This window comes from Aliivibrio friggae, assembly GCF_057368515.1.
In genome coordinates this window covers 1,581,917-1,606,916 of sequence record NZ_CM170648.1, presented here as the reverse complement: position 1 = coordinate 1,606,916, position 25,000 = coordinate 1,581,917, and the positions used below count along the sequence as shown (strand labels likewise).

Below are 25,000 nucleotides of genomic sequence, written 5' to 3'. Positions count from 1 at the left end.
AATGCTCATCGAAACGTTTGCGTAAACGTTTCGACGGTGAATTTAGAGCAAGAAATGACACTTTGCACCCATGAATGTAACTAAGTGTGATCAAACGCAGAAATCTAATTGATGAAAGACTAAATAAGAGATCTTGGTCAAATTTTGATGGTGACCATCAAGAAAGGCATAGAGGAGTTGGAAAAATCAAACTAACTAATGGAATTAATCAAATGTTATGATGGTAATGTTATAAGCTTAAAAGAGAATGCATAGTGAACAATTACTTTGAAAGCCCATTTGTTGGTAAATCATTAAAAGAACAAGTAACTAACCCGAATATTATCGTTGGTGAGCACAGCTACTATTCTGGTTATTATCATAATCACAGCTTTGATGATTGTGCTCGCTATTTACTGCCAGATAGAACAGACATTGATAAGCTTATTATTGGTAGCTATTGTTCCGTTGGTTCGGGAGCTGTCTTTATGATGGCAGGAAACCAAGGGCATCAAAATAAGTGGGTGAGTACCTTTCCTTTTTTCTATCAAGATAATGATAACTTTACTGATGCTGAAGATGGCTTTGAGCGTGCTGGTGATACCGTTATTGGTAATGATGTTTGGATTGGTACAGAAGCAATGATCATGAGTGGCGTCACTGTGGGTGATGGGGCAGTCATTGCAAGTCGTGCTGTAGTTACAAAAGATGTAGCTCCTTACTCTATTGTTGGTTCAAACCCTGCAAAACATATTCGTTATCGTTTTACTGAGACTGAAATATCACAATTGCTAGAAATGAAGTGGTGGCAGTGGAGCGATGAGCAAATCAAAGGAGCGATGAATTTAATGTGTTCATCAGATATTTCTGGTTTGTATTTATATTGGAAAAACAGTAAAAATTTATAGCCACTAATGAACCTAATATAATAGTTAGAAACTATCTAAATTCACTATGGTGTAAATAATAAATAAAATTGAATGCCAAGTTGTAACTATGACTTGGCATTTTTTGTACCGAAATCATTCCAACTGTAATTATTAGTGTTCAAACTAATATTTTCGTTTAACGGCCATCTTTGATACAATCTCGCGCCTGTTTTTGATGGAAGATTAAATGAAATTATTATATTGGTTAGATGAGTGGTTAACCAACTCACGTTCAGAGCAACAAGCGCAACTGCCAATGTCTGGTGGAGACTTACTAGACAATGTGTATGTTAAATATAACTTTGTTGATGTGAACAAGCCGCTATTATTCACTTTTTCTCCTGCTGGGACTAACGTACAAGAGCAAGATCTGCATGAAGACTTTGCACCTTGGGGTTACCACTTAGCGCAAAAACAGCAAGTGAATGTTATCTCTTTCCAACACTTAGGAAAAAGCAATTGGTTCCGTAGCCGTAATTTAATTTTCTTTTTAGAACAATTAGCTACGCTGCTAGAACCTTTCACTTATCGTTTAGGCTACGGCCTGAGTCGTGGTGGCTTTGCTGTCGGTGCCTTTGCAAATTTATTGCAACTTGATCAAGTATTACTGTTTCATCCGGTTAGTACTAAAAACCAACAAACAGCCCCTTGGGATGATAGGTCTAGTACCGAAATTGCACAGCAGTTTGATTGGGAAGGTGATTATCACGATCTCGATTTAGGTAAAGCGAAAGGGTATATCATTTATGACCCAACCAATCGTATCGATCGTTTGCATGCTAAACGTTATCCAGAACTAACCCATTTACGAGTTTTTGGTATGGGACATGGAACTCATGCAACGTACTTGAATAAATTTGGCTTTTATAAGCAAGTAGCAGTAGATTTCATTCGTAATCAACAGATTGATATTGCACAGTTCCGTCAACAAACGAGAACATTGCGTTTTAAAGAAGATTATTACACACGTCTTAGTAAAGTGAATGCGAGCTCTGAGCACCGTTTAGGCTTGTTGAGCAAAGCACATAATATCTTGATTGATGAGAAAGAGGCGCATGTGCAAGAGCATCAAGCGCAAATTGATGTGCAGCCGCTTATTGATATCGCACTTAGACATCAAGATGATCATCCTAAAGATGCGATCAAATTGTTAGAAATGGCTCAGCAATTAGTGCCAAATGATCCTTTAGTTGAGCATAAGCTTAGACAGTTACTTTAGATCTGATTTGTTGTCTTATTATCGAAGCGCCCCGTTTTAAATGGGGCGTTGTTGTATTCAGAGCACTATTTATTATCAATAGAGAGTGCCGTAGGGCTGATTTAATTCACTTTAAAAAGCAAAAATAGGATAAAATAGTCGGCTATTATTTTAGCTTTGAGCCATTTATATTCATGACCACTACTACAGCACCAGCCAATTTTTCAGAACTTGGTCTTATTTCACCATTGTTAGCACGATTAACAGAGTTGGAATATCAACAACCAACGCCTATTCAAGCACAAGCTATCCCAAGTGTATTAGCTGGCCGTGATCTAATTGCTGGGGCGAATACTGGTTCTGGTAAAACAGCCACTTTTGCATTACCTATGTTGCATCAAATTTTTGAGCAACAATCAGGTAAACCACAGAGCAATAAAGGTAACTATGTTACGGGCTTAGTGTTGGTTCCTACTCGTGAATTGGCACAGCAAGTTGCTGATAGTATTAAATCATATTCTGCGCATTTCAATGGTGCGATTAAAACGGTCTCAGTATTTGGTGGTGTATCCGTCAATAAACAAATGTTGACTCTACGTGGTGGTGCAGACATTTTAGTGGCAACACCAGGTCGATTATTAGATTTGATCTCAAGTAACGCCATTAAGCTTGATAAAGTAAAAACCTTAGTGCTTGATGAAGCAGATAGAATGCTAAGCCTTGGGTTTACTGATGAGCTTAATGAATTACTTGCGTTAGCACCAAAAAAGAAGCAAACATTATTATTCTCTGCAACGTTTCCTGAAGAAGTGGAGGGGTTAACCCAAGCATTACTTAATAACCCTGTAGAACTTCAATTACAAAGTGCAGATGTAAGTACGTTAGTACAGCGCGTATTTACCGTTAATAAAGGTGAAAAAACAGCCGTATTAGCACATTTGATCCATCAACAGCAGTGGCGCCAAGCGCTTATTTTCGTTAATGCTAAAAACAGCTGTAATCACTTAGCGGATAAGTTATCTAAACGTGGAATTACTGCTGAAGTATTTCATGGTGATAAAGGCCAGGGCGCTCGTAGTCGTGTGCTTGAAGGCTTCAAAGCGGGTGAGATTGATGTACTCATCGCGACGGATATTGCGGCTCGTGGTTTAGATATTGAAAAACTGCCTGTAGTAATTAACTTTGACTTACCAAGAAGCCCAGCAGATTACATGCATCGTATTGGTCGAAGTGGCCGTGCTGGTGAAGTGGGTCTAGCGTTATCATTAATTGATTTTGAAGATTACCATCACTTTAAAATTATTGAAAAGAAAAATAAGATCCGACTTGAACGTGAACAAGTAGAGGGTTTTGAAGTAGATGAAGAGATCACCGAAGCTTTATTAGAAGCGATTAAACCAGTAGCAAAACCAGAAGGTACTGGTAAGAAGAATAAAAGAAAATACCCAGATAACTGGTAAAAAACACAGCAAGTTTATTGAATTGATATAATTAAAAACACTCGACAATTAAACTTGTTGAGTGTTTTTTCTATGTATTGAGCTTATACAACGTTCAGTAATTATCTAATTACATTGGAATTAGGAGTTAATATGAGAAAATTTTATACAACCGAAGGGAATACGTCTTCCAAAAAACAAAAAGAGGCCTATCCTGTACTTGCACTGTGTGAAAACTGTGTAGGTAAATACACAGTCATTAGTGAAGGTGAGAGAACCTATGATCGTTGTGTAAAGTGTGGCGCTGACGACTAATTATTGTGATCTTATTTAAGATGTAATCGACTATCAACAATCGTATGTAAGGTAAGGAAATAAAATGAGCGCAATTGGTAATTTAATTTGGTTTCTTTTTGGTGGCGTATTTATGGGGCTAGCTTGGTGCTTTTTTGGCTTATTAGCCTTCATTAGTATCATCGGTATTCCATGGGGAAGAGCGTGTTTTGTTATCGCTGGGTTTTCTTTTTTCCCATTTGGTAAAGAAGCCATTGCTCGTGATGAATTGACGTTAAATGAAGACATTGGTACAGGAAGTCTTGGTTTTATCGGTAATGTGCTGTGGTTTATTTTTGCAGGTTTTTGGTTGGCTCTCGGTCATGTGATGTCGGCTGTGGCTTGTTTTGTGACAATCATTGGTATTCCATTTGCGATTCAACACTTAAAACTGGCCGTAATCTCAATTGCGCCTATTGGTCAGACAATTGTAGATAAAGAAGTAGCGGCGGCGGCTCGTCGTGCGAATGCCGAAGCTGAAGCGAATAAGTGGCGATAAATCGCATATTAAATAGTGTCGATAATGTAACTCTAATTATCGATGCTATTTATTTTGATATAAATCATTAAATATTACTTTAGTCTTTTATAATTAAATTGAAGAAAGGCAGGTTAATATTGTTGAAATTGCGAAAGATAATACAAAACGACGACATTAATTTATAAAACGCAACCATTGGTAATAATAATGTGTGATGATATTGATTCAGTATCATATTATGTATTATTCGTGTAATGAGGTGCGTTATGACAGAAATGGCGATATCCGGTTATCTTGGATGGTTCTTTTTATTATTAATTAGCTATCCTTTTGCTTTGGTTGTTATCAATATTGTATATTATGAACCTGTTCGAAAGAAAGCGACTTTTTGGTTTAATATAATCTGTTTACTATTAGCTGCTTTTCTTTTGGTTATGCACATGAATATAGAAATTGTTTATGGAAAAGAATTGCTGGATGCTTGGTATAGTGCTAATCCTGATGAATAATACAACATTGAAATAGTTAATATTAAGGTTACGACTGTCAACTATTATCGGTTAGTTCCTATTAAATTCAGATCGACCTCACTTTCTGCTTGCCAGTGGCTAAATTTTCACTAAAATCGCGCAACATTTATTTGGTTAGTGATTAATTAATGAAAACGCTAATAGCTAGTACTATGCTAGCATCGTCAATGATATTAACAGGCTGTGTAACTTTCCCCACTCAAGAATCAGAAAAAGTAGCCGTGATTTGGGATGAAGTAGAAGTCGTTAAAGACTGTCAACGTCTGGGTGTTGTATTTGGGTCAGAAGGCCACTTTTATGATTACTGGTTGCACGCTGATAAAGATATGGTTTGGGGCACATTAAACCAAATGCGTATTAAAGCAGCGGCTTTAGGGGCGGATACGTTGTATTTATATCAGTCTTTAAACTTCTCAAGTTCAGTAACTATGTTTGGTAACGCTTATTTGTGTAATACAAAATAAAACGTTACCAAAATTGAAGAGTGAAACTAGGTAGCTGGTTTCACTTTTTATTTATCTGTAGGTTCTGATATTTGATAGAGTTTATGTTCATCGCAAGTTGTTTCACAATTACAGACTTTATCTACACCAAAATTGTTTAATCCGCCGCAACTTCCTTGAATTTCCTTACGCCCAAAGATTACCCCTAAAGCCATTAGAAGAATGACTAATACAAAAACACCAAAGGTAATTAAAACGGTATTCATGCTTTAAATCCTAATACAGTCAATTTGTGTTTTAATTGTGATGGTGCACTTAACTTTGAAGCCGTCATACTGTGCTTTTTATTACAACAACCTTGTTTTGTATTTTTACAAGGCCGACCTTGAGATGAACGAGTAAATTCAGGAAGGTCAGTAAATGTAGCGTTATTTAACGAGATATTACCTTGAGCGTGAAAGACTCGAATATTTGATTCAAGTAAGTTAGCAAGCATTTTTTGTCCAATATTACGAACAATAAGAGCATTTATGTGTTGGTTTTTTAATAGCGAGAGTAGTGATTTTTTGCCACCACAACCAGCGCTATTAAGTGCAGGATTTGGCATTGTTTCTGAATGTGTTTGGTCTGTAAAAAGAAACGATTCAGCTTTAGAAAAGTGTCCTGCAATACGGCCATTTTGATAAGGAATAGCAAATTTCATTATTCAGTCTCCGTTTGGAGCATTAAAGCCTGACCATTAACCAAGCAACTGCTTACTTTAAATCTAGCTTGTTTAACGATGTTACCAAAGGTTTGTCTAGATACCATCATCTGATCGGCAGCGTCTTGTTGACTTAATCCTTCAAAATCAGCCAATCGTAATGCCTCTAATTCTTCAGCAAGTAGTTGTACTTGCGGTAGTTCTGTTGTTGGTACGCCATTAGGTTTAAAGCAACTGTATGGTGCTCTACTACAAATACGACGACACTTTTTAGGTCTAGCCATAATGCTCTCCATTAAATACAAGCAAAGCATAAGCCTATTGTTAGCATATGCCAATAACTATTTTTGGCATATGCTAATAATTAGTGCCAGGAAGATTAAAAACTAATCATGAAGAGTATTTTCTTTATTTAGATCAAGTGGTTTTTATTGCGACTAACGACAAGGTGATATTTATTCGATATTATGCGCCTTTATTAGAATAATGAATTGGCAATAAATCTTATGAAAATTTCTGTTGATGGTGGTTCTTTTCAAGTTTCTGTTGAAACTGAATATGCAGGGTTGGTAGTTGAAGCAACAAAGATTTTTCACTCAACTCGTGAGCAAGCTGGATCAAACGACAAAGCAATTTTACGTTTTCTACAAATCATCATTGAGCATCGTGAAGACAATGATGCAATTGGTTATGCATCAATGGGATTATTAGGTTGGTACAACGAAGTAATTTATGCTGTTGAAGATAAAGACATTACATTAAACCTACCTAAGATCTTACCGCATTTATTAAATCCTACTGGCGATCTTACTGCAACCAGTGCGACTGAAATGAATACGTTTAAGCATTAGGATTTACGATGAGCCAAGCTGAAATTCAAAAAATCATTGCTAGCTTTACTTCAGTAGAGCAGCTTCTTGAGCATTTTGATATTGGCTTTGACAGTAAGTTTATTGATGAATATCGAGAGCCATTAATGAAACGATGTAATGGCTACTTACTGCTTTCTAAACCTGATGATTGGTTTTCGGCTCGTCGCGCTATTAAAAATGCATATTGTAAGATCCAAAGAGGGCGATTAGATCCCCATACTCGTTCAGCGTGCAGTGGTTGTACTACGTGTATTAGGCGCTAGCTCTAACAAACAGTATGAATAGAAAAAGCCCTCAATGATCAACATTGAGGGCTTTTGGTTTATTAGCTTTAAAAATAAATTACTTCACGTTTAAGCTATTCATTTGTTGTTGTAGTTTATCCAATTGCTGCATTTTTGCTTTCATTTGAAGAGACTGAGAGCTTATAGCAGCTGGATTCATTAATTGGCCAGACTGCATTGGATAGTCAGGTAGAGTGTTAAAGAACTCACCTAATACATCTTGCATCGGTACGAATAGCCACATGTTATCTGCCATCCAGCGTAGGTACATACCCGATTCGTGTGGTGCTTTTTCAAATGGGTCTGCACGTAGATGAATGATTTGAGGCCAGTTTGGCTCTAGGCGAACCGCGTTAGAAATATTACCTTCCATTACTGCAAAGTTTAATTTCCAATCCTGCCAGCGAACTGCGTTTAATTCACCATTTGCAGTGAAGTAAAGCAGGGATTCACGAGGCCCTTTATCTGTTTTGCCTTCAAATAATGGTTTGAAGTCATAACCATCAATATGAACCTTGAACTCTTTGCCATTGGCTTTATAGCCTTTAGCCAGTTTTTCTTTCACATTAGGAACACCAGCCGCATCAAGTAAGGTTGGAAGCCAATCTTGGTGTGCCATCATTTCATTGATCTTAGTTCCTGGTTTGATTGTGCCAGGCCAGCGTACAAGTTGTGGAACACGCATACCGCCTTCCCATGTTGTGCCCTTTTCACCATAGAATGGAGTTGCACCGCCATCAGGCCATGTTGCTGTTTCTGCACCGTTATCAGTTGAGTAGATAACGATGGTGTTATCAGCTACACCTAAGTCGTCTAGTTTATCCAGTAAAATACCGACGTGATCATCGTGCTCAAGCATGCCATCAGCATAGATACTGATGCCTGATGCACCTTGGTATTTCTCTTGCAGACGAGTCCAAACGTGCATACGGGTGGTGTTATGCCAGATAAAGAAAGGCTTATCCGCTTTAACTGCTTTTTCCATAAACGCTAATGAAGAATCTAAGAACTCCTCATCGGCATGCTCCATACGTTTGCGCGTCATTGGGCCTGTATCTTCGATCTTACCATCGGCATACGACTTAATCACACCACGAGGGCCGTAGTTTTTACGGAATTCAGGATCTTTAGGGTAGTAATACGTTTCTGGCTCTTCTTCAGCATTTAAATGATAAAGATTTCCGAAAAACTCATCAAAACCATGAGCGGTTGGCAGGTGTTTATCTTGATCGCCTAGGTGGTTTTTACCAAATTGAGCGGTCATGTAACCTTGTTCTTTTAAAAGATCAGCAATAGTAGGAGCCCAATCAGGAATACCGTGGTCAGAACCCGGCATACCAATGGTTAAGAGGCCTGTACGGAAAGGTTCTTGACCTGTAATGAAGGCAGCACGACCAGCAGTACACGATTGTTGGCCATAGTGATCAGTAAAAAGGGCACCTTCATTAGCGATACGGTCAATGTTTGGGGTTTGATAGCCCATCATGCCTTGGTTATAGGCGCTAATGTTCCAGTAACCCACATCATCACCAAAAATAGCGAGTATGTTTGGTTGAGATGCGGCCATCACTGTACCAGAAGTGGCAAGTAGACCAACGCCAACAGCAATTTTACTTAAATTATGTCCCATGAAGAACTCCAATTAGTTGCGATTAATTGGCTGTACTCTAAGTGAGAAATAATATTTCGTCGCTTTATAGCGGTTATAACCAATGGTTATATTTTTATTTAAGGTGTTGATTGTAATGTTGTTTTTTGATTGTCTGTCCCGTCTTGATTTAAGAAGGAATGAGATCTTTCTCAAATAATTTTAAACGGTTGTTTTTTTTATTATTTTATTTATGAATTTTTAAAGTGAGTTTTAATGAGAGTTACCTTGGAAAAAACTCTATTTTTCTTGAAAAATGATTCCTACAAAGGTTATTAGTTCATAAGTTGAAGCTAGACATCAAAAATAATTTTTTTATTGGATAAATTCGCAAGAGACTTATTTCTATACTATATATTTACTCGATGCTGCTTTTTTAAGGGAAACAGGAGTTTATATGGAAATGAAAAAGGGAACACAACGTCGATTGAGTATTCTTGGAGCCGTATTAATGGGTGCTTCTGGGTATACTCTTGCTGCTGAAAAGCCAAATATTTTGGTTATTTGGGGGGATGATATCGGCCAATCAAATATCAGTGCTTATACCTTCGGTTTAATGGGGTATAAAACACCGAATATCGATAGTATCGCCAAAGAAGGGATGATGTTTACTGATTACTATGGTGAGCAATCATGTACTGCAGGACGTTCTACTTTCATTACTGGGCAAAGTGTCTTACGCACAGGCTTGAGTAAAGTTGGTTTGCCTGGTGCAGATATTGGTTTGCAAGCAGAAGATGCCACTATTGCTGAAGTGCTAAAACCAATGGGTTATATGACTGGCCAATTTGGTAAAAACCACCTTGGTGATAAAGATGAATTTTTACCGACAGCACATGGTTTTGACGAATTTTTTGGCAACCTTTACCATCTCAACGCTGAGGAAGAACCTGAGAATATTGACTACCCTAAAGATCCTGAATTCCGTAAGAAATTTGGACCTCGTGGAGTTATTAAATCGTATGCTGATGGCAAGATTGAAGATACGGGCCCTCTAACGCGTAAGCGTATGGAAACCGTTGATGATGAAACCATGGCTGCTGCGATTGATTTCATGGGACGAGCAGTTAAAGCGGAGAAACCATTTTTTGTATGGTGGAACGCAACACGAATGCATTTTAGAACTCACGTAAAACCAGAACTTCAAGGTTCAACTGGTATCAGTAATTATGCTGATGGAATGGTTGAGCATGATAATCACGTAGGTGAAATTTTAAAAGCCGTTGATAATCTAGGCATTAAAGATAATACCATCGTGTTCTATTCTACCGATAATGGTCCACATATGAACTCGTGGCCTGATGCAGGTACCACACCATTCCGTAGTGAGAAGAATACTAACTGGGAAGGGGCATACCGTGTTCCTGCGATGGTTCGTTGGCCGGGTAAAATTGAACCGGGTGTCGTATCAAATGAAATCATGCACCACATGGATTGGCTACCAACGTTTGCCGCCGCTGCGGGTGATGACAAGATTAAAGATGAGTTGAAAAAAGGAACAAAACTTGGTAACAAGAGTTTCAAAAACCACCTTGATGGCTACAACTTTTTACCTTACCTAACGGGTAAAGAGGATAAGGGCCGTCGTGAAGAGATCTTTTACTTTACTGATGATGGTGATTTAGCAGCACTTCGTTATAACAAGTGGAAAGCGGTATTTATGGAGCAACGTGTTAACGGTACGCTTCAAATTTGGGCTGAACCGTTTGTAACATTACGTGTGCCTAAGTTGTTTAACTTACGTATGGACCCATACGAAGTGGCTGATGTAACGTCAAATACGTATTACGATTGGTTATTAGATCATGCGTATATGTTCGTTCCAGCACAAGCGTATGTAGGAAAATATTTAGCGACCTTTGAAGAATTTCCTCCTCGTCAAAAAGCAGCAAGTTTCGGCCTTGACCAGGTAATGGAAAAACTGCAACAACCTCACAATAAATAGTGAAAATAAGATAATACTAGGGCTCTTCGGAGCCCTTTTTTATTTCTGATAGTATTCACATATTCATGAATACTAATGGAAAAACCAGTAAATATACTCTATATCTACTGTATTGTTATCTTTAGAATTAGAGATAAAAAATGTATAAATACAAGGATGTATATGAGCAGTAAAAAAATCGTTTATGGTTTTTTAGTTTTATGGGTGAGCATTGTTGGTTTTTCATCAAATGTGTTTTCTGCTGATTTTGTTGGCAGTGATGCATGTATTGATTGTCATAAAGAAGAAACTGAGGCTTGGAAAGGGTCTGATCATGAAATGGCAATGAAACACGCAGATAAAGACAGCGTGTTTGGTGATTTTAATGACGCGACTTTTGAGTTTAAAGGAAAACCAAATCGCTTTTTTAAGAAAGGTGATGAATATTGGGTCAATATCGAAGGGCCTGATGGGAAGTTCAACGATTATCAAATTAGTTATACCTTTGGTTTTGAGCCATTACAGCAATACATGGTGGAATTTGAAGACGGGCGTATTCAATTAATACCATTCGCTTGGGATTCGCGTAGTGAGGAAGAGGGTGGTCAACGTTGGTATCACCTTTACCCTGAGATGGAAAAAACGGATGAGTTCTATTGGACTAATACTGGGCAGAACTGGAACTTCATGTGTGCTGATTGTCACTCAACGGATGTAAAGAAGAATTACGACGCGGAGACTGATACCTATAACACCAGCTGGTTTGAAATTAATGTTGGTTGTGAAGCCTGTCATGGCCCAGCAAGTGAGCATATTGCTTGGAGTAAGAACCAAACAGAAAATAAAAATCCCCACTATGGATTTGATCGTGATTTGAGTAAGTCAGTTAAAGAGTGGGTGTTTAAAGAAGGCCATACAACGCTTCAACCAAAAGAGATTGCACAAACCGACCAAGTCGCGGTATGTGCACAATGCCATAGCCGTCGAGTTCAAATTAATGAAGACCAAGCACATGTAGAAGGCTCTTTATTAGACAGTTATTTACCGAGTTTAATTACTTCTGATTTATACCATAATGATGGTCAGATTTACGATGAAGATTATGTATATGGTTCTTTCATGCAGTCGAAAATGGCGGAAAAGGGTGTCACTTGTAGCAATTGCCATAACCCGCACTCAACCAAGTTAGATATTCCAGAGCAAGCCGTGTGTAGCCAATGTCATATTGCCTCAGAATATACACCAGAAAAACACACCTTCCATGAAGCCAATACCGAAGCATCGCAGTGTACGACATGTCACATGCCAGAAACGACTTACATGGGTGTAGATGCAAGACGTGATCATAGTTGGCAGATCCCAAGGCCAGATTTAAGTAAAAACATCGGCACACCTAACGTGTGTACTCAATGCCATGAAGAGAAAGACGATGTGTGGGCAGATAAAAAAGTCGGTGAATGGTTCCCTGATTCAGCTTATCGAAATCAACAACACTTTGCGGTGGCATTTTATGCCTCAGACATTAATTATCGCGGTGCTGGGGATGCCCTTTCATATACCGCGCAAGATGCGAAGCAATCTGGGATTATTCGTGGTTCTGCATTGCAACGTTTAAGCGCGTTTCCAAGTAAGAATACCTTAGTGGCATTGGGACGGGCGGTAAAACATGATGACGAATTAATTCGCTTAGGCGCAATTCAAGGGTCAGCAGGGTATGCATCTCATGATCGTTGGCAAATATTATCGCCGTTATTAACAGATAGTGTGTTGGGTATTCGTGCCGAAGCCGCTGGTGCATTAGCGGCGTACTGGCCAGAGTGGAATCCATTACAACGCGAGCAGTTATCTCCTGCATTAAATGAATACATTAATATTCAACTTTTTAATGCAGATAGAGGTTTTGGACGTACTAATTTGGGTAATGTTTATCGCTCACAAGGTCAACTTGAAAAGGCAGAAGAAGCCTATTTAGGTGCCATTGATGTAGAGCCGTATTTTGTTAATAGCTATGTAAATCTTGCGGATTTATATCGAGCCCAAGGCAATGAAATGAAAGGCCTTCTGCTGATGCAACAAGGGATCAAAGCACAACCTAAATCTGGTGCATTACGTTACAGCGCAGGATTAGCACTATTGCGTTTAGGTAAGAAAAAAGAAGCCGCTAATTACTTTAAACAAGCAACTGAAATTGAAGCACAAAATTCACAATATTGGTATGTGTACGGCTTATCACTTGAAGGTATTAACCTTAATCAAGGTGCGAATGCATTGGCAAAAGCTTTTAGTTTAAGCGGTAATCCTCAGTATTTATTTGCACAGTGTGATCAACTGTTAAAAGCTAAATCACCACAAGCGCAATCCTGTATTACGCAACTTGAACAATATGCCCCTAAAAATGTGATCAATGAGCTTAAAAAACGGCTTTATTAATGAGCACTATAACCAATAGTTATGATGGACTTAACTAGAATAGTAAAAGCTAAATTTTAGTATCTATTGGTCTAACTCGTGAACGTAAGGAGAAAACATGAATCAAACTCAGAAGGCTATTACATCGCTTATCTCTCAAGTAGAGAAATCGGTGATTGGTCAATCCCATGTCGTGCGTTCACTGGTTATTGGGTTATTAACTCAAGGGCATGTTTTATTAGAGGGATTGCCAGGCACCGCAAAAACGCGTTCGGTTAAATCGTTGGCTGATAATTTACATACCTCGTTTGGGCGTATTCAATTTACGCCAGATCTATTGCCATCTGATGTGACGGGTACAGAAGTATACCAAGAGCAAAATGGTAAACCGCAATTGCATTTTCAACCGGGCCCTATCTTTAACAGTATTGTTTTAGCCGATGAAATCAACCGAGCGCCAGCCAAAGTACAAGCGGCGCTATTAGAAGCCATGGCGGAGGGCACGATAACTGTTGGCGATCAAACTCATACCTTACCTGAATTATTCATGGTGCTTGCGACACAGAACCCAGTAGAGCAAGAAGGGACATATCCATTACCTGAAGCGCAAATGGACCGATTCATCATGAAGGTGTCGGTTGATTATCCTGATGATGAGGCTGAGTTAGATATTATTCGTCTTGTTCGTGGAGAAGAGTCACCACAAAAACAGACACAAGAAGATAATCTTGAAATAGAAACGGCGATTCAACTTGATCCTTCTGTAGTGATGCAAGCGCGTTCTGAATTATCTCAGATTGAAGTGTCTGAGATCAGTGAGAGTTATATCGTAGCTTTGGTTATGGCGACACGTAAACCTGAGCGTTATTCTGAATCAAACTTGTCTCGTTGGATAGAAATTGGTTCGAGCCCCCGAGCATCCATTTCATTAGATAAGTGCGCTCGTGCGCATGCATGGTTACAAGGTCGAGATTACGTAGAGCCGGATGATATTCGAGCAATGGCACATTCAGTGTTGGGACACCGTATAACGTTGAGTTATGACGCTTTAGCTGATGGCGTGACGCAAGAGCAGGTCATCAATGAATTGTTGGATCATGTTGTTATTGGGTAGGGCTTTTTATGAATGAAAAAAGCACTGACACACGTATTCATTGTGAATACAGCCAATTAGTAAAACTGCAATCTCAAGCGAGAGCGTTCAGTTTATTACCGAATTTAAAATCAGGCACCGCGTTGTCTGGTCGCCATTCGTCTATTTTTCGTGGGCGAGGTTTAAATTTTGAGGAGCTAAGACATTATCAACTCGGTGATGATATTCGTAATCTTGATTGGAAGGTAACGATGCGAACTGGCAAACCTCATGTTAGATCGTACACGGAAGAGAAAGACCGCAATTTTATTATCTGTGTTGATCAACGCAGCAGTATGTATTTTTCATCAGTAGAGACAATGAAATCGGTTGTGGCTGCTGAATTGGCAGCACTCACTGCTTGGCGTATTTTGCAAGACAGTGATCGTGTTGGTTTTGTCATCAGTTCAAGCGAGAAAATGCATTGGTTAACGCCAAAACGATCTCAAGGTGATTTACTCCATCGATTGCAATTGTTATCTAGCATTAATCAGTCTTTAGACGTCGAAAGTAAAGACGTTGATGATGTTGATTTTTCACAGTTTGTGACGCTATTAGGTCGATTAAAGCTTAAAGAAGCAACCATTATTATTCTAAGTGATTGGCATGGCGTTACTTCTGATGAGATAACTCACTTAAAACACCTTCAAAAACACAATGATGTATTAGGGGTATTAATCTCTGATCCTTTCGAGTCCAATTTTCCATCACAAAGCAGCTCATGGGTGGTGGGTGATGGCGCATTTCAAATTAACCTTAATGACGCAAAGAAATTTGATCTAGCTAATAAAGGGTTGAGTGTTCATCAAGATTTAAAGAAAGAGCAACTAATTCAGCTGATGGCAGCAAAAGGCCTTCCTCTTATTGAAGCGGATACGTCAGGGCATCATATCGAGCAGTTGAAACGCGCAATAGGAGGCAGACGATGAGCATTCATGAGCCGCCAAGCAGTTATATGCTGAGAAAAATGAGTGAGGTGACCGTTCCCGATCATGTGAGCTGGTTTCCGCAAACGATAGGTTGGAAAATTGTCGCCATCATCCTTTTTGTCTTTTCGGTTTACTGCATTGTGGCATGGATTAAAAAGTGGTGGGCAAATCGCTATCGTCGTGAAGCAAGCAGTTTATTAAATTTGATATCGAGTTCTGTGAATAACCCATCGTTAAGTTATGAAATATTTGAAGTGATGAAAGCGGTACTTACGCATATTAGTGCAAAGAATGCGACACTCTTTAAAGACGATTTTCTTATCGCATTGGATAGTTATTCACTCGATGGTACAGGTAATTTTAATAATGAACTTGGGCAACAGTGGATGCGTTCATTAGTGCAACAGCAATATGCATTATCAGAAAAACAACTCACTGATTTAACTGTGTTATGTCAACAATGGTTATCTAACCATGTAATGCCGACATTAAATCAAAATGGAGGTGAAGATGCAGTTTAACCAGTTGGAATTAGCGAACCCATATTGGTTATGGATGCTGCCATTACCGATCATTATTTATTGGTTAATCCCAGCTTACCGTACACGCCAATCTGCTATTAAAGTGCCTTTCTTTGATGTGTTAGTAAAAGCGTTAGATGAGTCTCCATCAGAGGGAGCAAGTCAGTTACAAGCAAGTTATTGGCAAAAAGCATTTTTGATTATTTCATGGTGTTTATTAATTTTCGCACTGACCAAACCGACTATTTTAGGTGAACCTCAAACTCGTGAAAGCTTGGGACGGGATGTGATGGTCGTGGTGGACTTATCTGGTTCGATGGCAGAGCAAGACTTTGTGTCTAAAGGTTCTTCAGACAAAGGTTCTATTCAAAAGATTTCTCGTTTAGAAGCAACAAAAGAAGTCTTGGCCGATTTTGTTAAAACTCGAAAAGGGGATCGTTTAGGATTAATTCTTTTTGGTGATGCTGCGTTTGTGCAAACTCCATTTACTGCGGATCAAAAAGTGTGGTTAGAGCTATTGAATCAAACTGACGTGGCAATGGCAGGGCAAAGTACCCACTTGGGTGATGCTATTGGACTTGCGATTAAAGTCTTTGAGCAAAGTTCAAAAGAAGAGACAAGAAGCAAGACTGATACCAAAGACAGTAAAACAAAACCACGAGAGAAAGTCGCCATCGTTTTAACGGATGGTAATGATACTGGCAGTTATGTTGAACCGATTGATGCAGCCAAGGTTGCGGCAGCTAAAAATGTGCGTATTCATATGATTGCAATGGGTGATCCAAGAACTGTTGGGGAACAAGCATTAGATATGGATGTGATTAATCGAGTCGCCGAAGCCTCTGGCGGGAAAGCGTTTCAAGCCATTAATCGCGATGAATTAGAGCAAGCTTATGAAGCCATTGGTGAATTAGAGCCTCAACTATATGAAAGCACGACTTATCGACCAAAGCAGTCAATTCATCAATACCCAATGATGTTGATCGTCATGATGTATTTATTCGCTTTTGGCTTTGCGACGATTAAGCGTCATGTTAAATCGGGAGAAAAGCATGTTTGATTCCCTGATGTGGCAGCAAATTGCTGAACAATTTCATTTTATTCGACCGCTATGGTTATTGGTCCTAATCCCGTTTGGTATTGTGATTTATTTACGTTGGAAACAAGATGCAAAAAATGAATGGCAAGAACAACTACCAAAACATTTACGTAATGCATTAACCATTAATGATGCGGGATGGAAAAAACAGCTGCCATTAAAGTTGCTAGGTGTTTCTATGTTTGTCGCTATTATCGTGTGTGCAGGTCCAACTTGGCAGCGTGAAGCGTCTCCATTTGGTGAAGATAAAGCAGCGTTACTTATTGTTCTGGATAACAGTGAATCGATGTTGCAAAAGGATCTTGCGCCGAACCGTTTAGAGCGTTCAAAGCAAAAAATACGAGATTTAATCAAGCAACGACAAGGTGGTAAAACAGGGTTAGTCGTCTTTTCTGGCTCAGCACATTTAGCCATGCCATTAACCAAAGATGATTCGGTATTCGCGCCATTTTTAGCTGCAATTCAACCCGATATTATGCCTGTAGAAGGTAAAAGCGCAGAAACAGCCTTACCACTTATTGACCCTCAATTGGGGGCTGAAAGTGTGGGAACAGTACTGTTAATTACTGACGGTGTTAACCCTACAACGACGGAGGCATTTAAGAGTTACTTTGAGAAAAGTCGACATCAATTATTAGTATTGGCGGCAGGAAATGGTGACAGAGCCAGTGATAACCCGATGGACCTTTCATCGCTTAAGTCATTAGCCAGTAAAAGTAATGGCAGCGTCGTTGAAGTGACGATTGACGACAGTGATATTAAGACGCTAAACAGTAAAATAGAACGTCATATGCAGCTAAATAATGAATCGGCAATGCCGTGGAAAGACATGGGGTATTTTCTTTTATTCCCTGTCTCTCTTTTGATGTTGTCATGGTTTAGAAAAGGCTGGTTAGTAAAATGGTGCTTGGTGGCATTGATTGTTTCCCCTAGCTTTTATTCGACTCCAACTTATGCTGAAACGGTCAGTCTAAAAGCCAAAACGAATGAATCAGTAAAAGAAGTGACGGCATGGGATAAAACGACGCAATGGTGGATGGATTTATGGTTAACGCCAGATCAACAAGGACAATGGTATTTTGATAAATTCGAATATTTAACGGCCGCAAAACGTTATCAAGATCCTCTTAAAAAAGGCACCGCTTATTATTATGCTGGCGAATACAAATTGGCTCATAGTGCCTTTCTACAAGTAAAAACCAACTTAGGTATTTTTAATGCAGCTAATTCATTGGCAAGACAAAGAGAATACCTCGCTGCCCGTGATGTTTACCAATTATTGCTAGAAAGAGAACTTGAAAGCGAATTAAAAGAAAAAGTAGAAAATAACTTATCGATTATGCAAGGTATTGTTGATGAAGTGAATCGCATGAGTGAAAGCCAGAAAGGCAGCACAGATGGACCTGAAGAGTCTTTTGAATTAGGGGATGATAAACCTAAAACGGGTGATGGCGCGGATGAGAAAGTAGATTCTGCATTAATGAAAGAAGAGAAACTAAATGCAAATGAAATTTTAGGAAGCCAAGAACTTGCTGATAAATGGTTACGTCGTGTAGAGGCTGACCCTAAGTATTTCTTACGCGCGAAATTTCAACTTCAACTTCGAGCCCAGTCGTCTGGTTCTCAATCATCGATTTCTGGATCAGAGAATAGTGGAGAAGGTAAATAATGTCTCAAAATAACGATAAACGTCGAGTCATACACCTTTGCATTTTTGTCGCCGTTATATTAATGGTGATGAGTTTTGGTTCTAGAGCCAATACGGTTGAAACACTCGATAAATCCGATCAGGTAACAATAAAAACGTGGTTAAGTGATCCGAATAAAACTAAAGAAAACAAGGATAAGAAAGCGCCAACTTATGCCGTAAATCAGCAAATCATTTTATATATAGAAGTCGTTACGCCAAGGTGGTTTACCGGAGGTACTCGAATAGCGCCTATAGAAATTCCGAATGTAGTAGCAAAACAGCGTAACCAATTAGCCACCAATTTTACAGAAAGGCGCAATGGAGCAACTTGGACCCATCAACGTTGGGAGGTGACATTATACCCACAAGTTGAAGGCAATTTTGTTGTCCCACCAACGGCTGTTAAGGTACAAGTTTCACGAGAAAATTCGGGAAACGTTTCTGGTGTTTTATATACAGAACCACAACGGTTTACCGCAATTACGCCATCAGGTTTATTGAATGATGACTCTGAATGGGTATCTGGTCGTGATTTTTCAGTTGAACAAGAGTGGGATAAATCAAATGATGACTTAAAAGCGGGTGATGCGATCACTCGTACCATCACCATCAATGGCTCAGATACATTAGCTATGTTGATCCCTGAATTGATTAAGCAAACTTCGACAGCGAATTATCAAACGTACTCACAACCTAACCAATTAGATGATTCACAGACTCGTGGCGATTATTTGTCAGAACGAAAAGAGTCGGTTGTTTATGTTCTTCAAAATGGGGGGGAGGTAGCGTTCCCAGCCATTAACTTAACCTGGTGGGATACCGATGCTCAAGAATTAAAAACCATTGCGCTTGATGGCCAATCATTTTCTGTTTCTCATACAGTGAGTTCTTGGTTGCACCAATATTGGCAGTGGTTAGTAATATTGATGAGCACTGCCGTTGTTATCTTATTTAGTGTGATTAAAACCATTCGTTATTATCAAACTCATCCATTACCTGCTTGGCTTATCTATTCGAAAGCCGTAAATAAACAAGAGTGGGGAACAGTAAGAGTGCTTCTTTATCGAACGCTGAGAATGAAAAACAAAACCTTGGAGTTAAAACACTGCCATTCAACCAGTGATTGGCAACAAGATTCGTCTACCTTTCAAACAAGAGAGATCACTAAAAAGATATCCTCTCGTTTATGGAAAAGAATATCTTCTCCAACAAATAGATTATCTTCTCTCTTTTCAATGTGGAAGCCAAAAGCGGTATTTCCTCAGTTCAATCAGTTACGAAGAAAATATGTAAAAAACCAAGAGAATCAACACAAAAGAAAAGATTAAAGGTTGTATCGAGCTTTTAGTTATATACAGTGGAAGTAGGGATCAATCAGTAGTGTCAGTAATAATGAAAAGTACAGAGCTTAATTTAATACCTATTTTTGTCGCAATTTATGAAGAAAAAAACCTTTCTAAAGCCGCGGCAAGGATGAATATTAGTCAACCTGCAGTAAGTAAAGCGTTGAAAAGATTACGTGAGATTTATGACGATCCTTTGTTTCATAGAAATACCTCTGGGGTAGAACCGACGGTATTTTCTTCTGATATTTATCCCGCAATGTCAGCAGCATTGAAGAATTTTACATCGACATTATCAGCATCCAGAGAGTTTGACCCTAAAACCTCCAACCGCATATTTTCTATAGCGGTGGTATCAACGGTTAGTTATTCCCTTATTCCTAAATTAGTGAAGCAAATTCGAGCTTGTGCGCCTAATGTTTCACTAGAAGTACACCCTCAATTTACTGAAGATTTGGAAGCTGATCTACGATTACAACGTTATGATTTAGTCATTGATATGGCGATAAGAGGTCGAACGTTATTAAAATCAGAAGTTATCTATACTGAAAAATTAAAGGTAGTTTGTAGTCAAAACCATCCTCGGATCGGTGATGAAATATCACTAGAAGAATTCTTAAGTGAAGAACATGTTGCGGCATCGCGCTGGCACAGTCGAAGCAGTTTATTGAATGGGGATGATATAGTAGAGCTTGAGGCCCGAAATATTGTAATAAGAGCAGCTGGCGCATTCGAAATGATGCCAATTATTAGTTCAACAGAAATGATAGGGATGCTTCCACAATCGGCAATTTCTGATTTAGGTGCGTATTACAATTTGAAGTCGTTAGATTTACCTTTTGATCGCCAACAACATGATTTGTGTATTATCTGGCATCCAAGCCGAACGGCAGAAAGTGGACACCGTTGGTTAAGACAACAAATTCAAAAAGTGGCGAATAAAGTAGCCATCCCATAATCTATTTAGTTTGTTTTATAAGTACATAGAATATAAAAAGCAGTGTTGATTTCTCAGCACTGCTTTTTGTTGTTGGTATTATCTTCGGTTAATCTTGCGTTACTTCAGTTAATACCTCACCAGTCGTCCCACTCGGTTGTGTAATACCTAAAACATTCGATAAGGTTGGCGCAATGTCATAAGGGGTAATTTCACGGCTGATTTTCTCATCATCAATGTTATAACCAGCAAAGATCACCGGAACATGAGTATCATAACGCCAAGGTGAACCATGAGTGGATGCTATGGTTAATCCATCCATGTCATTAATGTAGTTTCTAGGATTGTAAACCACATAAACATCACCAGAACGCATTGGATGATAGTTATTTTTCACCAATTGCATTGTGTGAGTAGTCGGCACTTGGTTTTTCTCAATATCTGAGCTTGTTACCGCGTAAGCAATGCCTTTTATTTTTAGTAACTCTTCGGCGACTGCTTTTTGTACTTTATCTAACGCTATGCCTTTCTTCTTGATTACTTCATGATTTAAATATACATAAGGTTGGGCATATAAACGAATTGCGTCTTCACCTAAGCCAAATTCTGTTTTTAAACGAGTGAGTAATTCTGGAGAGATTAAACTTTTTTGATTGAAGTAGGCGGCTTGATTTGCCCTTAACGCATTAATCGTAGCAGGGGCTTCTGGTACACCGTGATCGGCAGAAAGCACAATCAGTGTATTCTTCAACCCAACTTGCTTATCGACTTTTTTAAGTAAGTTGGCAATGGTTTTATCTAATCGAATTAAGTTGTCTTCTGTTTCTAAACTTGATGGACCATACATATGAACCACATAGTCATTTGATGAGAAACTAACCGCAAGGTAATCGGTGAATTTTCCTTTGCCTAAATTTTCTTCTTTAAGGAGTGTTTCAGCAAAGTTCCCAGTGATTTCATCTCCAGCAGGGCTAAGTGTTAGCATTGTACTGTAGTATTTATAGCTTGCAGGACCATAAGGGTGAGGGAAGGTACGTTTAAATCCTGCAAGGTCAACTTTGTAATCGGGATTGCCTTCTTTTAAAGTATATTTATCTTCAGGCAGTGATAATGCCCATTTTTTTCCTGAGTATTGGTTAGGTACTTTTTGTTGGTTCCATGCGGTTACCCATGCAGGGTACTCATCATAATAGTAATTACTGGTCACAAATTCTGATTGTGCTTTAGAGAACCAAAACGCTTTCCCTGAATGACCACCTAACGAAATAGCGCCACGGTCTTTTACTGATACCGAGAATATTTTTGATTCACCATTGCTTGCTATCGCGAGTTCGTCGCTAAAGGTGGTGGATAAAATAGGCTCAGGTGAGCGGCCATCTTGGGTTGCGACCTTTTGAGTTGGGTCGATCTCGGTTGATTTATTTACACCAGCACCTGAGGTAAGCATGCTGTAATTGCCATCTTCAACGTTATATACCAAGCGCTCTTCATTTCTGTCATACCACACATTACCAACCATGCCATGAACACTTGGTGGAGCTCCTGTAGCAAGGGAGACATGTCCAACAATGGTCTCGGTATTTCCGTGTTGGTAATGGGCATTGGTATAATAAGTACCATCTTCCATTAAGTAGCGAAAGCCATCCTCGCCAAAGTTCGCTTGGTAACGCTCTAGTAAATCACCACGAAGGCCATCAACAGTGATTTGTAACACTAATTTTGGGTTATGATCATTTGCCAGAACGGTTCCTGGTGCCATCATTACCCCAGCGAGTGCGAGACAATGTAATGCGTTGTTCTTCATGTTTTTATTCCTTGCCAAAAGAGTAATAGTTATTAGTAATCTTAATTATTGATTACTTTGCATCTCTTACTAAGCGCAAACCCATATCAGCCATGATAATGGATTGGCTTGCGAAATCTCGACGGTAGTTTTCTGATTCATTTGCCTTATAAGAAAAACTGCTGCCTCGTACTGACTTGTGCGCTAAGCCACTTACTTCGTCTCGTGCATTGTTTGGATTATCGGTTGGTGAGAAACGGTAAAAAGTATCATCATAAGCATCACTAACAAACTCTCCAACATTGCCTGTCATATCATATAAGCCTAGTTCATTAGGTTGCTTCATTCCAACGGGGTGAGCTTGATTATTGGCGTTATCGGCAAACCATGCGACGTCATCAATGTTATTCGAGCCACTGTAAGTGTAGTTTTGGCTTAGTTTTCCTCCACGAGCGGCATATTCCCACTCTGCTTCTGTTGGAAGACGGTACGTTTCACCTGTCAGTTCATTGAGTTTTTCAATAAAGTAATTGGCTTGCTGCCAGCTTAAGTTATTTACCGGAATGTTCGGAGATTGGAAATAACTGAGAGATGATCCCATTACCGATTCAAATAATTCCTGAGTGACTTCAAATTTTGAAATATAGAAATCATCAACTGAAACAAGATGAGCTGGCTTTTCAGCTTTCTTCGCATATGGAGAGTCTGAACCCATTTGATATTTACCGCCCTCAACATGGACCATGGTTTCTTCTATTTTTTGAGTTACAGGGTGTGGAGGTGCAGTTGCACATCCTGCTAGCACTGAACTAAGAAATAAGGAGGTAAATAATGTTTTAAAATTGGTTAAAAAAGAGATTCTAAACATGACATTCTCAACAGTAATGATTGAGTATTTATCATACAGTGAAAGCACTTTCCAAAATGGAATAACGTGTATAACTAATACCGATGTTCTTTTTGCTTATTATGGAGTTAGAACTTGCTTAACAACTGGCTATAAAGGGTGGCTAATAGGTTTATTAGGTAAGTTCTTTTTCTCAAATCAAAGACTCATTATTAATAGGAATCAATATGATCATTACTCAAGGTCCTCAGTTTCAGGGTAAGGCTTCAAAACGATTACACGTCATGGCAAAACCCATTGGTGCTGTGTGTAATATTGATTGCACATATTGTTATTATTTGAGTAAAGAGGACTTACTTGAATACAAAAAAGATTGCTCCCCACAAATGGATGAGGAGACATTAGAAACCTATATTCGTCAATATATAGAAGGACAAAACACGCCTGAAATTATCTTCTCTTGGCAAGGTGGAGAGCCAACATTACTAGGTTTAGATTACTTTAAGAAAATTGTAGAGTTTCAGAAGAAATATCAGCCAGAAGGGATCGTAATTTCTAATGATTTACAAACTAACGGTACTTTACTAACCGATAAATGGTGTGAGTTTCTTGTTGAAAATAACTTTTTAGTTGGTTTAAGTATTGATGGCCCTGAGTTATTACATAATGCCTATCGCACTAACAAAGCAGGCAGAGGGACTTTTAACCAAGTAATGAAGGCGGTGGATTTACTGCATAAGCATCAGGTGAAATTTGCGACCTTAACGTGTGTAAATAACTTAACGAGCCGAAATCCATTAGAAGTGTATCGATTCTTACGTGATGTGGTGAAATCGCCACAAATGCAGTTTATTCCGATTGTTGAACAAAAAACCTTTAGAACGGTAGCGCCACAAACAGAGCAACTGGCAGCGCAATTGCGTCAAGGTGATAAACGCCTTATTCCGGGAAACAAAGAATCAATAATGGAACCTTGGTGTGTTTCAGATGAAGCCTGGGGTAACTTTTTAATCGCCGTTTTTGATGAATGGGCACAAAATGATCTAGGTAAAGTATTCGTCCAATATTTTGAAGCCAGTGTCGAAACCTGGATGGGGCGTAAGAACCCATTGTGCACCTTGGGCGAAATTTGCGGCAAAGGCCTAGCAATGGAGCATAACGGCGATGTATTTGCATGTGACCATTACGTCTACCCAGAATACAAGATTGGCAATATCCATACTCAAGAATTAGATGAGCTGGCGTTCAGTCGTAAACAGCAAGAGTTCGGCTTTGCTAAAGCGAAAACATTAACTACCCAATGCCAGCAATGTGATTATAAATTTGCCTGTCATGGTGAGTGCCCTAAAAATCGATTTATTAAAACACGTGATGGTGAGCCGGGGTTAAATTACCTATGTGCTGGTTGGAAGAAGTTTTTTGCTCATGCGGATAAATCAATTGCGTATATTTTAAGAATGCTAGGCAATCCAGTTCAACATGGAAAGTTTAGTGATGCGGCTCGACAGCAAGCGCAATCTTCTGCGTTTCCAACTAAGTTTTAATGG

The 25,000-nt window shown here is 39.0% G+C and carries 25 protein-coding genes; 19 read left to right on the top strand and 6 right to left on the bottom strand.

Features of this window, described 5'->3' with window-relative positions:
- The first annotated feature begins 254 nt into the window (after positions 1-254).
- From catB to AC2INI_RS07500, 7 genes are all read left to right on the top strand, one after another.
- Complete coding sequence (gene catB, locus AC2INI_RS07530) at positions 255-887, top strand: type B chloramphenicol O-acetyltransferase (RefSeq protein ID WP_486304493.1); 633 nt, start codon at positions 255-257, stop codon at positions 885-887.
- Positions 888-1,095: 208 nt separating this feature from the next.
- Positions 1,096-2,127, top strand: coding sequence for a cytosolic protein (locus AC2INI_RS07525; RefSeq protein ID WP_486304492.1), 1,032 nt, complete (start codon positions 1,096-1,098; stop codon positions 2,125-2,127).
- A 173-nt stretch (positions 2,128-2,300) separates the two neighbouring features.
- Positions 2,301-3,566 (top strand): DEAD/DEAH box helicase, encoded by a 1,266-nt coding sequence (locus AC2INI_RS07520; protein ID WP_486304491.1) that lies wholly within the window; start codon positions 2,301-2,303, stop codon positions 3,564-3,566.
- 132 nt (positions 3,567-3,698) lie between these two features.
- Positions 3,699-3,860 (top strand): hypothetical protein, encoded by a 162-nt coding sequence (locus AC2INI_RS07515; protein ID WP_486304490.1) that lies wholly within the window; start codon positions 3,699-3,701, stop codon positions 3,858-3,860.
- A 64-nt stretch (positions 3,861-3,924) separates the two neighbouring features.
- The gene (locus AC2INI_RS07510; protein WP_122034498.1) at positions 3,925-4,377 is read left to right on the top strand and encodes a YccF domain-containing protein; all 453 of its coding nucleotides are present in this window, start codon (positions 3,925-3,927) and stop codon (positions 4,375-4,377) included.
- Positions 4,378-4,625: 248 nt separating this feature from the next.
- On the top strand, positions 4,626-4,868 hold the full coding sequence (locus AC2INI_RS07505) for a hypothetical protein (RefSeq protein ID WP_486304489.1): 243 nt from the start codon (positions 4,626-4,628) through the stop codon (positions 4,866-4,868).
- Positions 4,869-5,017: 149 nt separating this feature from the next.
- Positions 5,018-5,353 (top strand): DUF4156 domain-containing protein, encoded by a 336-nt coding sequence (locus tag AC2INI_RS07500; protein ID WP_486304488.1) that lies wholly within the window; start codon positions 5,018-5,020, stop codon positions 5,351-5,353.
- Between the two features lie 47 nt (positions 5,354-5,400).
- Here the strand turns inward: AC2INI_RS07500 and nqrM are convergent, their stop codons facing one another.
- The 3 genes from nqrM to AC2INI_RS07485 are packed head-to-tail and all read right to left on the bottom strand — an operon-like array spanning position 5,401 to position 6,319.
- Positions 5,401-5,598 carry a (Na+)-NQR maturation NqrM gene (gene nqrM, locus AC2INI_RS07495; protein ID WP_486304487.1) on the bottom strand — a complete coding sequence of 66 codons (198 nt, stop codon included), beginning with the start codon at positions 5,596-5,598 and terminating at the stop codon, positions 5,401-5,403.
- The gene (locus AC2INI_RS07490) at positions 5,595-6,035 is read right to left on the bottom strand and encodes a NifB/NifX family molybdenum-iron cluster-binding protein (protein ID WP_486304486.1); all 441 of its coding nucleotides are present in this window, start codon (positions 6,033-6,035) and stop codon (positions 5,595-5,597) included. The genes nqrM and AC2INI_RS07490 overlap by 4 nt, the downstream gene beginning before the upstream one ends.
- Positions 6,035-6,319, bottom strand: coding sequence for a DUF134 domain-containing protein (locus AC2INI_RS07485; protein ID WP_122034507.1), 285 nt, complete (start codon positions 6,317-6,319; stop codon positions 6,035-6,037). The genes AC2INI_RS07490 and AC2INI_RS07485 overlap by 1 nt, the downstream gene beginning before the upstream one ends.
- A gap of 222 nt (positions 6,320-6,541) precedes the next feature.
- Between AC2INI_RS07485 and AC2INI_RS07480 the strand changes: the two genes are divergently transcribed.
- Together AC2INI_RS07480 and AC2INI_RS07475 are read left to right on the top strand one after the other, a co-directional pair.
- A complete protein-coding gene (locus tag AC2INI_RS07480; RefSeq protein ID WP_122034509.1) occupies positions 6,542-6,886 on the top strand; it encodes a hypothetical protein in 345 nt (114 codons plus the stop codon).
- A gap of 8 nt (positions 6,887-6,894) precedes the next feature.
- Positions 6,895-7,170 carry a nitrogen fixation protein NifW gene (locus AC2INI_RS07475; RefSeq protein WP_122034511.1) on the top strand — a complete coding sequence of 92 codons (276 nt, stop codon included), beginning with the start codon at positions 6,895-6,897 and terminating at the stop codon, positions 7,168-7,170.
- 79 nt (positions 7,171-7,249) lie between these two features.
- Here the strand turns inward: AC2INI_RS07475 and AC2INI_RS07470 are convergent, their stop codons facing one another.
- A complete protein-coding gene (locus tag AC2INI_RS07470; RefSeq protein ID WP_122034512.1) occupies positions 7,250-8,821 on the bottom strand; it encodes an arylsulfatase in 1,572 nt (523 codons plus the stop codon).
- 415 nt (positions 8,822-9,236) lie between these two features.
- Here AC2INI_RS07470 and AC2INI_RS07465 point away from each other — a divergent pair, with 415 nt between their 5' ends.
- The 9 genes from AC2INI_RS07465 (at position 9,237) to AC2INI_RS07425 (ending at position 20,844) form a co-directional block, all read left to right on the top strand.
- Complete coding sequence (locus AC2INI_RS07465) at positions 9,237-10,784, top strand: arylsulfatase (RefSeq protein ID WP_122034514.1); 1,548 nt, start codon at positions 9,237-9,239, stop codon at positions 10,782-10,784.
- A 162-nt stretch (positions 10,785-10,946) separates the two neighbouring features.
- A complete protein-coding gene (locus AC2INI_RS07460) occupies positions 10,947-13,193 on the top strand; it encodes a tetratricopeptide repeat protein (protein WP_486304485.1) in 2,247 nt (748 codons plus the stop codon).
- Positions 13,194-13,290: 97 nt separating this feature from the next.
- Positions 13,291-14,286 carry an AAA family ATPase gene (locus AC2INI_RS07455; protein WP_486304484.1) on the top strand — a complete coding sequence of 332 codons (996 nt, stop codon included), beginning with the start codon at positions 13,291-13,293 and terminating at the stop codon, positions 14,284-14,286.
- An 8-nt stretch (positions 14,287-14,294) separates the two neighbouring features.
- The gene (locus AC2INI_RS07450) at positions 14,295-15,233 is read left to right on the top strand and encodes a DUF58 domain-containing protein (protein ID WP_486304483.1); all 939 of its coding nucleotides are present in this window, start codon (positions 14,295-14,297) and stop codon (positions 15,231-15,233) included.
- Entirely contained in the window at positions 15,230-15,754 is a 525-nt protein-coding gene (locus AC2INI_RS07445; RefSeq protein ID WP_486304482.1) for a DUF4381 domain-containing protein, read from the top strand. The genes AC2INI_RS07450 and AC2INI_RS07445 overlap by 4 nt, the downstream gene beginning before the upstream one ends.
- Complete coding sequence (locus tag AC2INI_RS07440) at positions 15,744-16,814, top strand: vWA domain-containing protein (protein ID WP_486304481.1); 1,071 nt, start codon at positions 15,744-15,746, stop codon at positions 16,812-16,814. The genes AC2INI_RS07445 and AC2INI_RS07440 overlap by 11 nt, the downstream gene beginning before the upstream one ends.
- On the top strand, positions 16,807-18,522 hold the full coding sequence (locus AC2INI_RS07435; RefSeq protein WP_486304480.1) for a VWA domain-containing protein: 1,716 nt from the start codon (positions 16,807-16,809) through the stop codon (positions 18,520-18,522). The genes AC2INI_RS07440 and AC2INI_RS07435 overlap by 8 nt, the downstream gene beginning before the upstream one ends.
- Entirely contained in the window at positions 18,522-19,871 is a 1,350-nt protein-coding gene (locus AC2INI_RS07430; RefSeq protein ID WP_486304479.1) for a BatD family protein, read from the top strand. Before AC2INI_RS07435 ends, AC2INI_RS07430 begins: the two co-directional genes overlap by 1 nt.
- Before the next feature lie 64 nt (positions 19,872-19,935).
- The gene (locus AC2INI_RS07425) at positions 19,936-20,844 is read left to right on the top strand and encodes a LysR family transcriptional regulator (protein ID WP_162922550.1); all 909 of its coding nucleotides are present in this window, start codon (positions 19,936-19,938) and stop codon (positions 20,842-20,844) included.
- 88 nt (positions 20,845-20,932) lie between these two features.
- Here the strand turns inward: AC2INI_RS07425 and AC2INI_RS07420 are convergent, their stop codons facing one another.
- Positions 20,933-22,585 (bottom strand): alkaline phosphatase family protein, encoded by a 1,653-nt coding sequence (locus AC2INI_RS07420; protein ID WP_486305712.1) that lies wholly within the window; start codon positions 22,583-22,585, stop codon positions 20,933-20,935.
- 94 nt (positions 22,586-22,679) lie between these two features.
- Positions 22,680-23,465, bottom strand: a complete 786-nt coding sequence (locus tag AC2INI_RS07415) for a formylglycine-generating enzyme family protein (protein WP_486305711.1) — start codon at positions 23,463-23,465, stop codon at positions 22,680-22,682.
- 215 nt (positions 23,466-23,680) lie between these two features.
- Between AC2INI_RS07415 and AC2INI_RS07410 the strand changes: the two genes are divergently transcribed.
- A complete protein-coding gene (locus AC2INI_RS07410; protein WP_486304478.1) occupies positions 23,681-24,997 on the top strand; it encodes an anaerobic sulfatase maturase in 1,317 nt (438 codons plus the stop codon).
- Positions 24,998-25,000 lie beyond the last annotated feature (3 nt).

Coding starts and splice junctions, on each gene's coding strand:
- AC2INI_RS07525 (WP_486304492.1), top strand. CDS start 1,096: ATGAAATTATTATATTGGTTAGATGAGTGGTTAACCAACTCACGTTCA.
- AC2INI_RS07520 (WP_486304491.1), top strand. CDS start 2,301: ATGACCACTACTACAGCACCAGCCAATTTTTCAGAACTTGGTCTTATT.
- AC2INI_RS07515 (WP_486304490.1), top strand. CDS start 3,699: ATGAGAAAATTTTATACAACCGAAGGGAATACGTCTTCCAAAAAACAA.
- AC2INI_RS07510 (WP_122034498.1), top strand. CDS start 3,925: ATGAGCGCAATTGGTAATTTAATTTGGTTTCTTTTTGGTGGCGTATTT.
- AC2INI_RS07505 (WP_486304489.1), top strand. CDS start 4,626: ATGACAGAAATGGCGATATCCGGTTATCTTGGATGGTTCTTTTTATTA.
- AC2INI_RS07500 (WP_486304488.1), top strand. CDS start 5,018: ATGAAAACGCTAATAGCTAGTACTATGCTAGCATCGTCAATGATATTA.
- nqrM (WP_486304487.1), bottom strand. CDS start 5,598: ATGAATACCGTTTTAATTACCTTTGGTGTTTTTGTATTAGTCATTCTT.
- AC2INI_RS07490 (WP_486304486.1), bottom strand. CDS start 6,035: ATGAAATTTGCTATTCCTTATCAAAATGGCCGTATTGCAGGACACTTT.
- AC2INI_RS07485 (WP_122034507.1), bottom strand. CDS start 6,319: ATGGCTAGACCTAAAAAGTGTCGTCGTATTTGTAGTAGAGCACCATAC.
- AC2INI_RS07480 (WP_122034509.1), top strand. CDS start 6,542: ATGAAAATTTCTGTTGATGGTGGTTCTTTTCAAGTTTCTGTTGAAACT.
- AC2INI_RS07475 (WP_122034511.1), top strand. CDS start 6,895: ATGAGCCAAGCTGAAATTCAAAAAATCATTGCTAGCTTTACTTCAGTA.
- AC2INI_RS07470 (WP_122034512.1), bottom strand. CDS start 8,821: ATGGGACATAATTTAAGTAAAATTGCTGTTGGCGTTGGTCTACTTGCC.
- AC2INI_RS07465 (WP_122034514.1), top strand. CDS start 9,237: ATGGAAATGAAAAAGGGAACACAACGTCGATTGAGTATTCTTGGAGCC.
- AC2INI_RS07460 (WP_486304485.1), top strand. CDS start 10,947: ATGAGCAGTAAAAAAATCGTTTATGGTTTTTTAGTTTTATGGGTGAGC.
- AC2INI_RS07455 (WP_486304484.1), top strand. CDS start 13,291: ATGAATCAAACTCAGAAGGCTATTACATCGCTTATCTCTCAAGTAGAG.
- AC2INI_RS07450 (WP_486304483.1), top strand. CDS start 14,295: ATGAATGAAAAAAGCACTGACACACGTATTCATTGTGAATACAGCCAA.
- AC2INI_RS07445 (WP_486304482.1), top strand. CDS start 15,230: ATGAGCATTCATGAGCCGCCAAGCAGTTATATGCTGAGAAAAATGAGT.
- AC2INI_RS07440 (WP_486304481.1), top strand. CDS start 15,744: ATGCAGTTTAACCAGTTGGAATTAGCGAACCCATATTGGTTATGGATG.
- AC2INI_RS07435 (WP_486304480.1), top strand. CDS start 16,807: ATGTTTGATTCCCTGATGTGGCAGCAAATTGCTGAACAATTTCATTTT.
- AC2INI_RS07430 (WP_486304479.1), top strand. CDS start 18,522: ATGTCTCAAAATAACGATAAACGTCGAGTCATACACCTTTGCATTTTT.
- AC2INI_RS07425 (WP_162922550.1), top strand. CDS start 19,936: ATGAAAAGTACAGAGCTTAATTTAATACCTATTTTTGTCGCAATTTAT.
- AC2INI_RS07420 (WP_486305712.1), bottom strand. CDS start 22,585: ATGATGGCACCAGGAACCGTTCTGGCAAATGATCATAACCCAAAATTA.
- AC2INI_RS07410 (WP_486304478.1), top strand. CDS start 23,681: ATGATCATTACTCAAGGTCCTCAGTTTCAGGGTAAGGCTTCAAAACGA.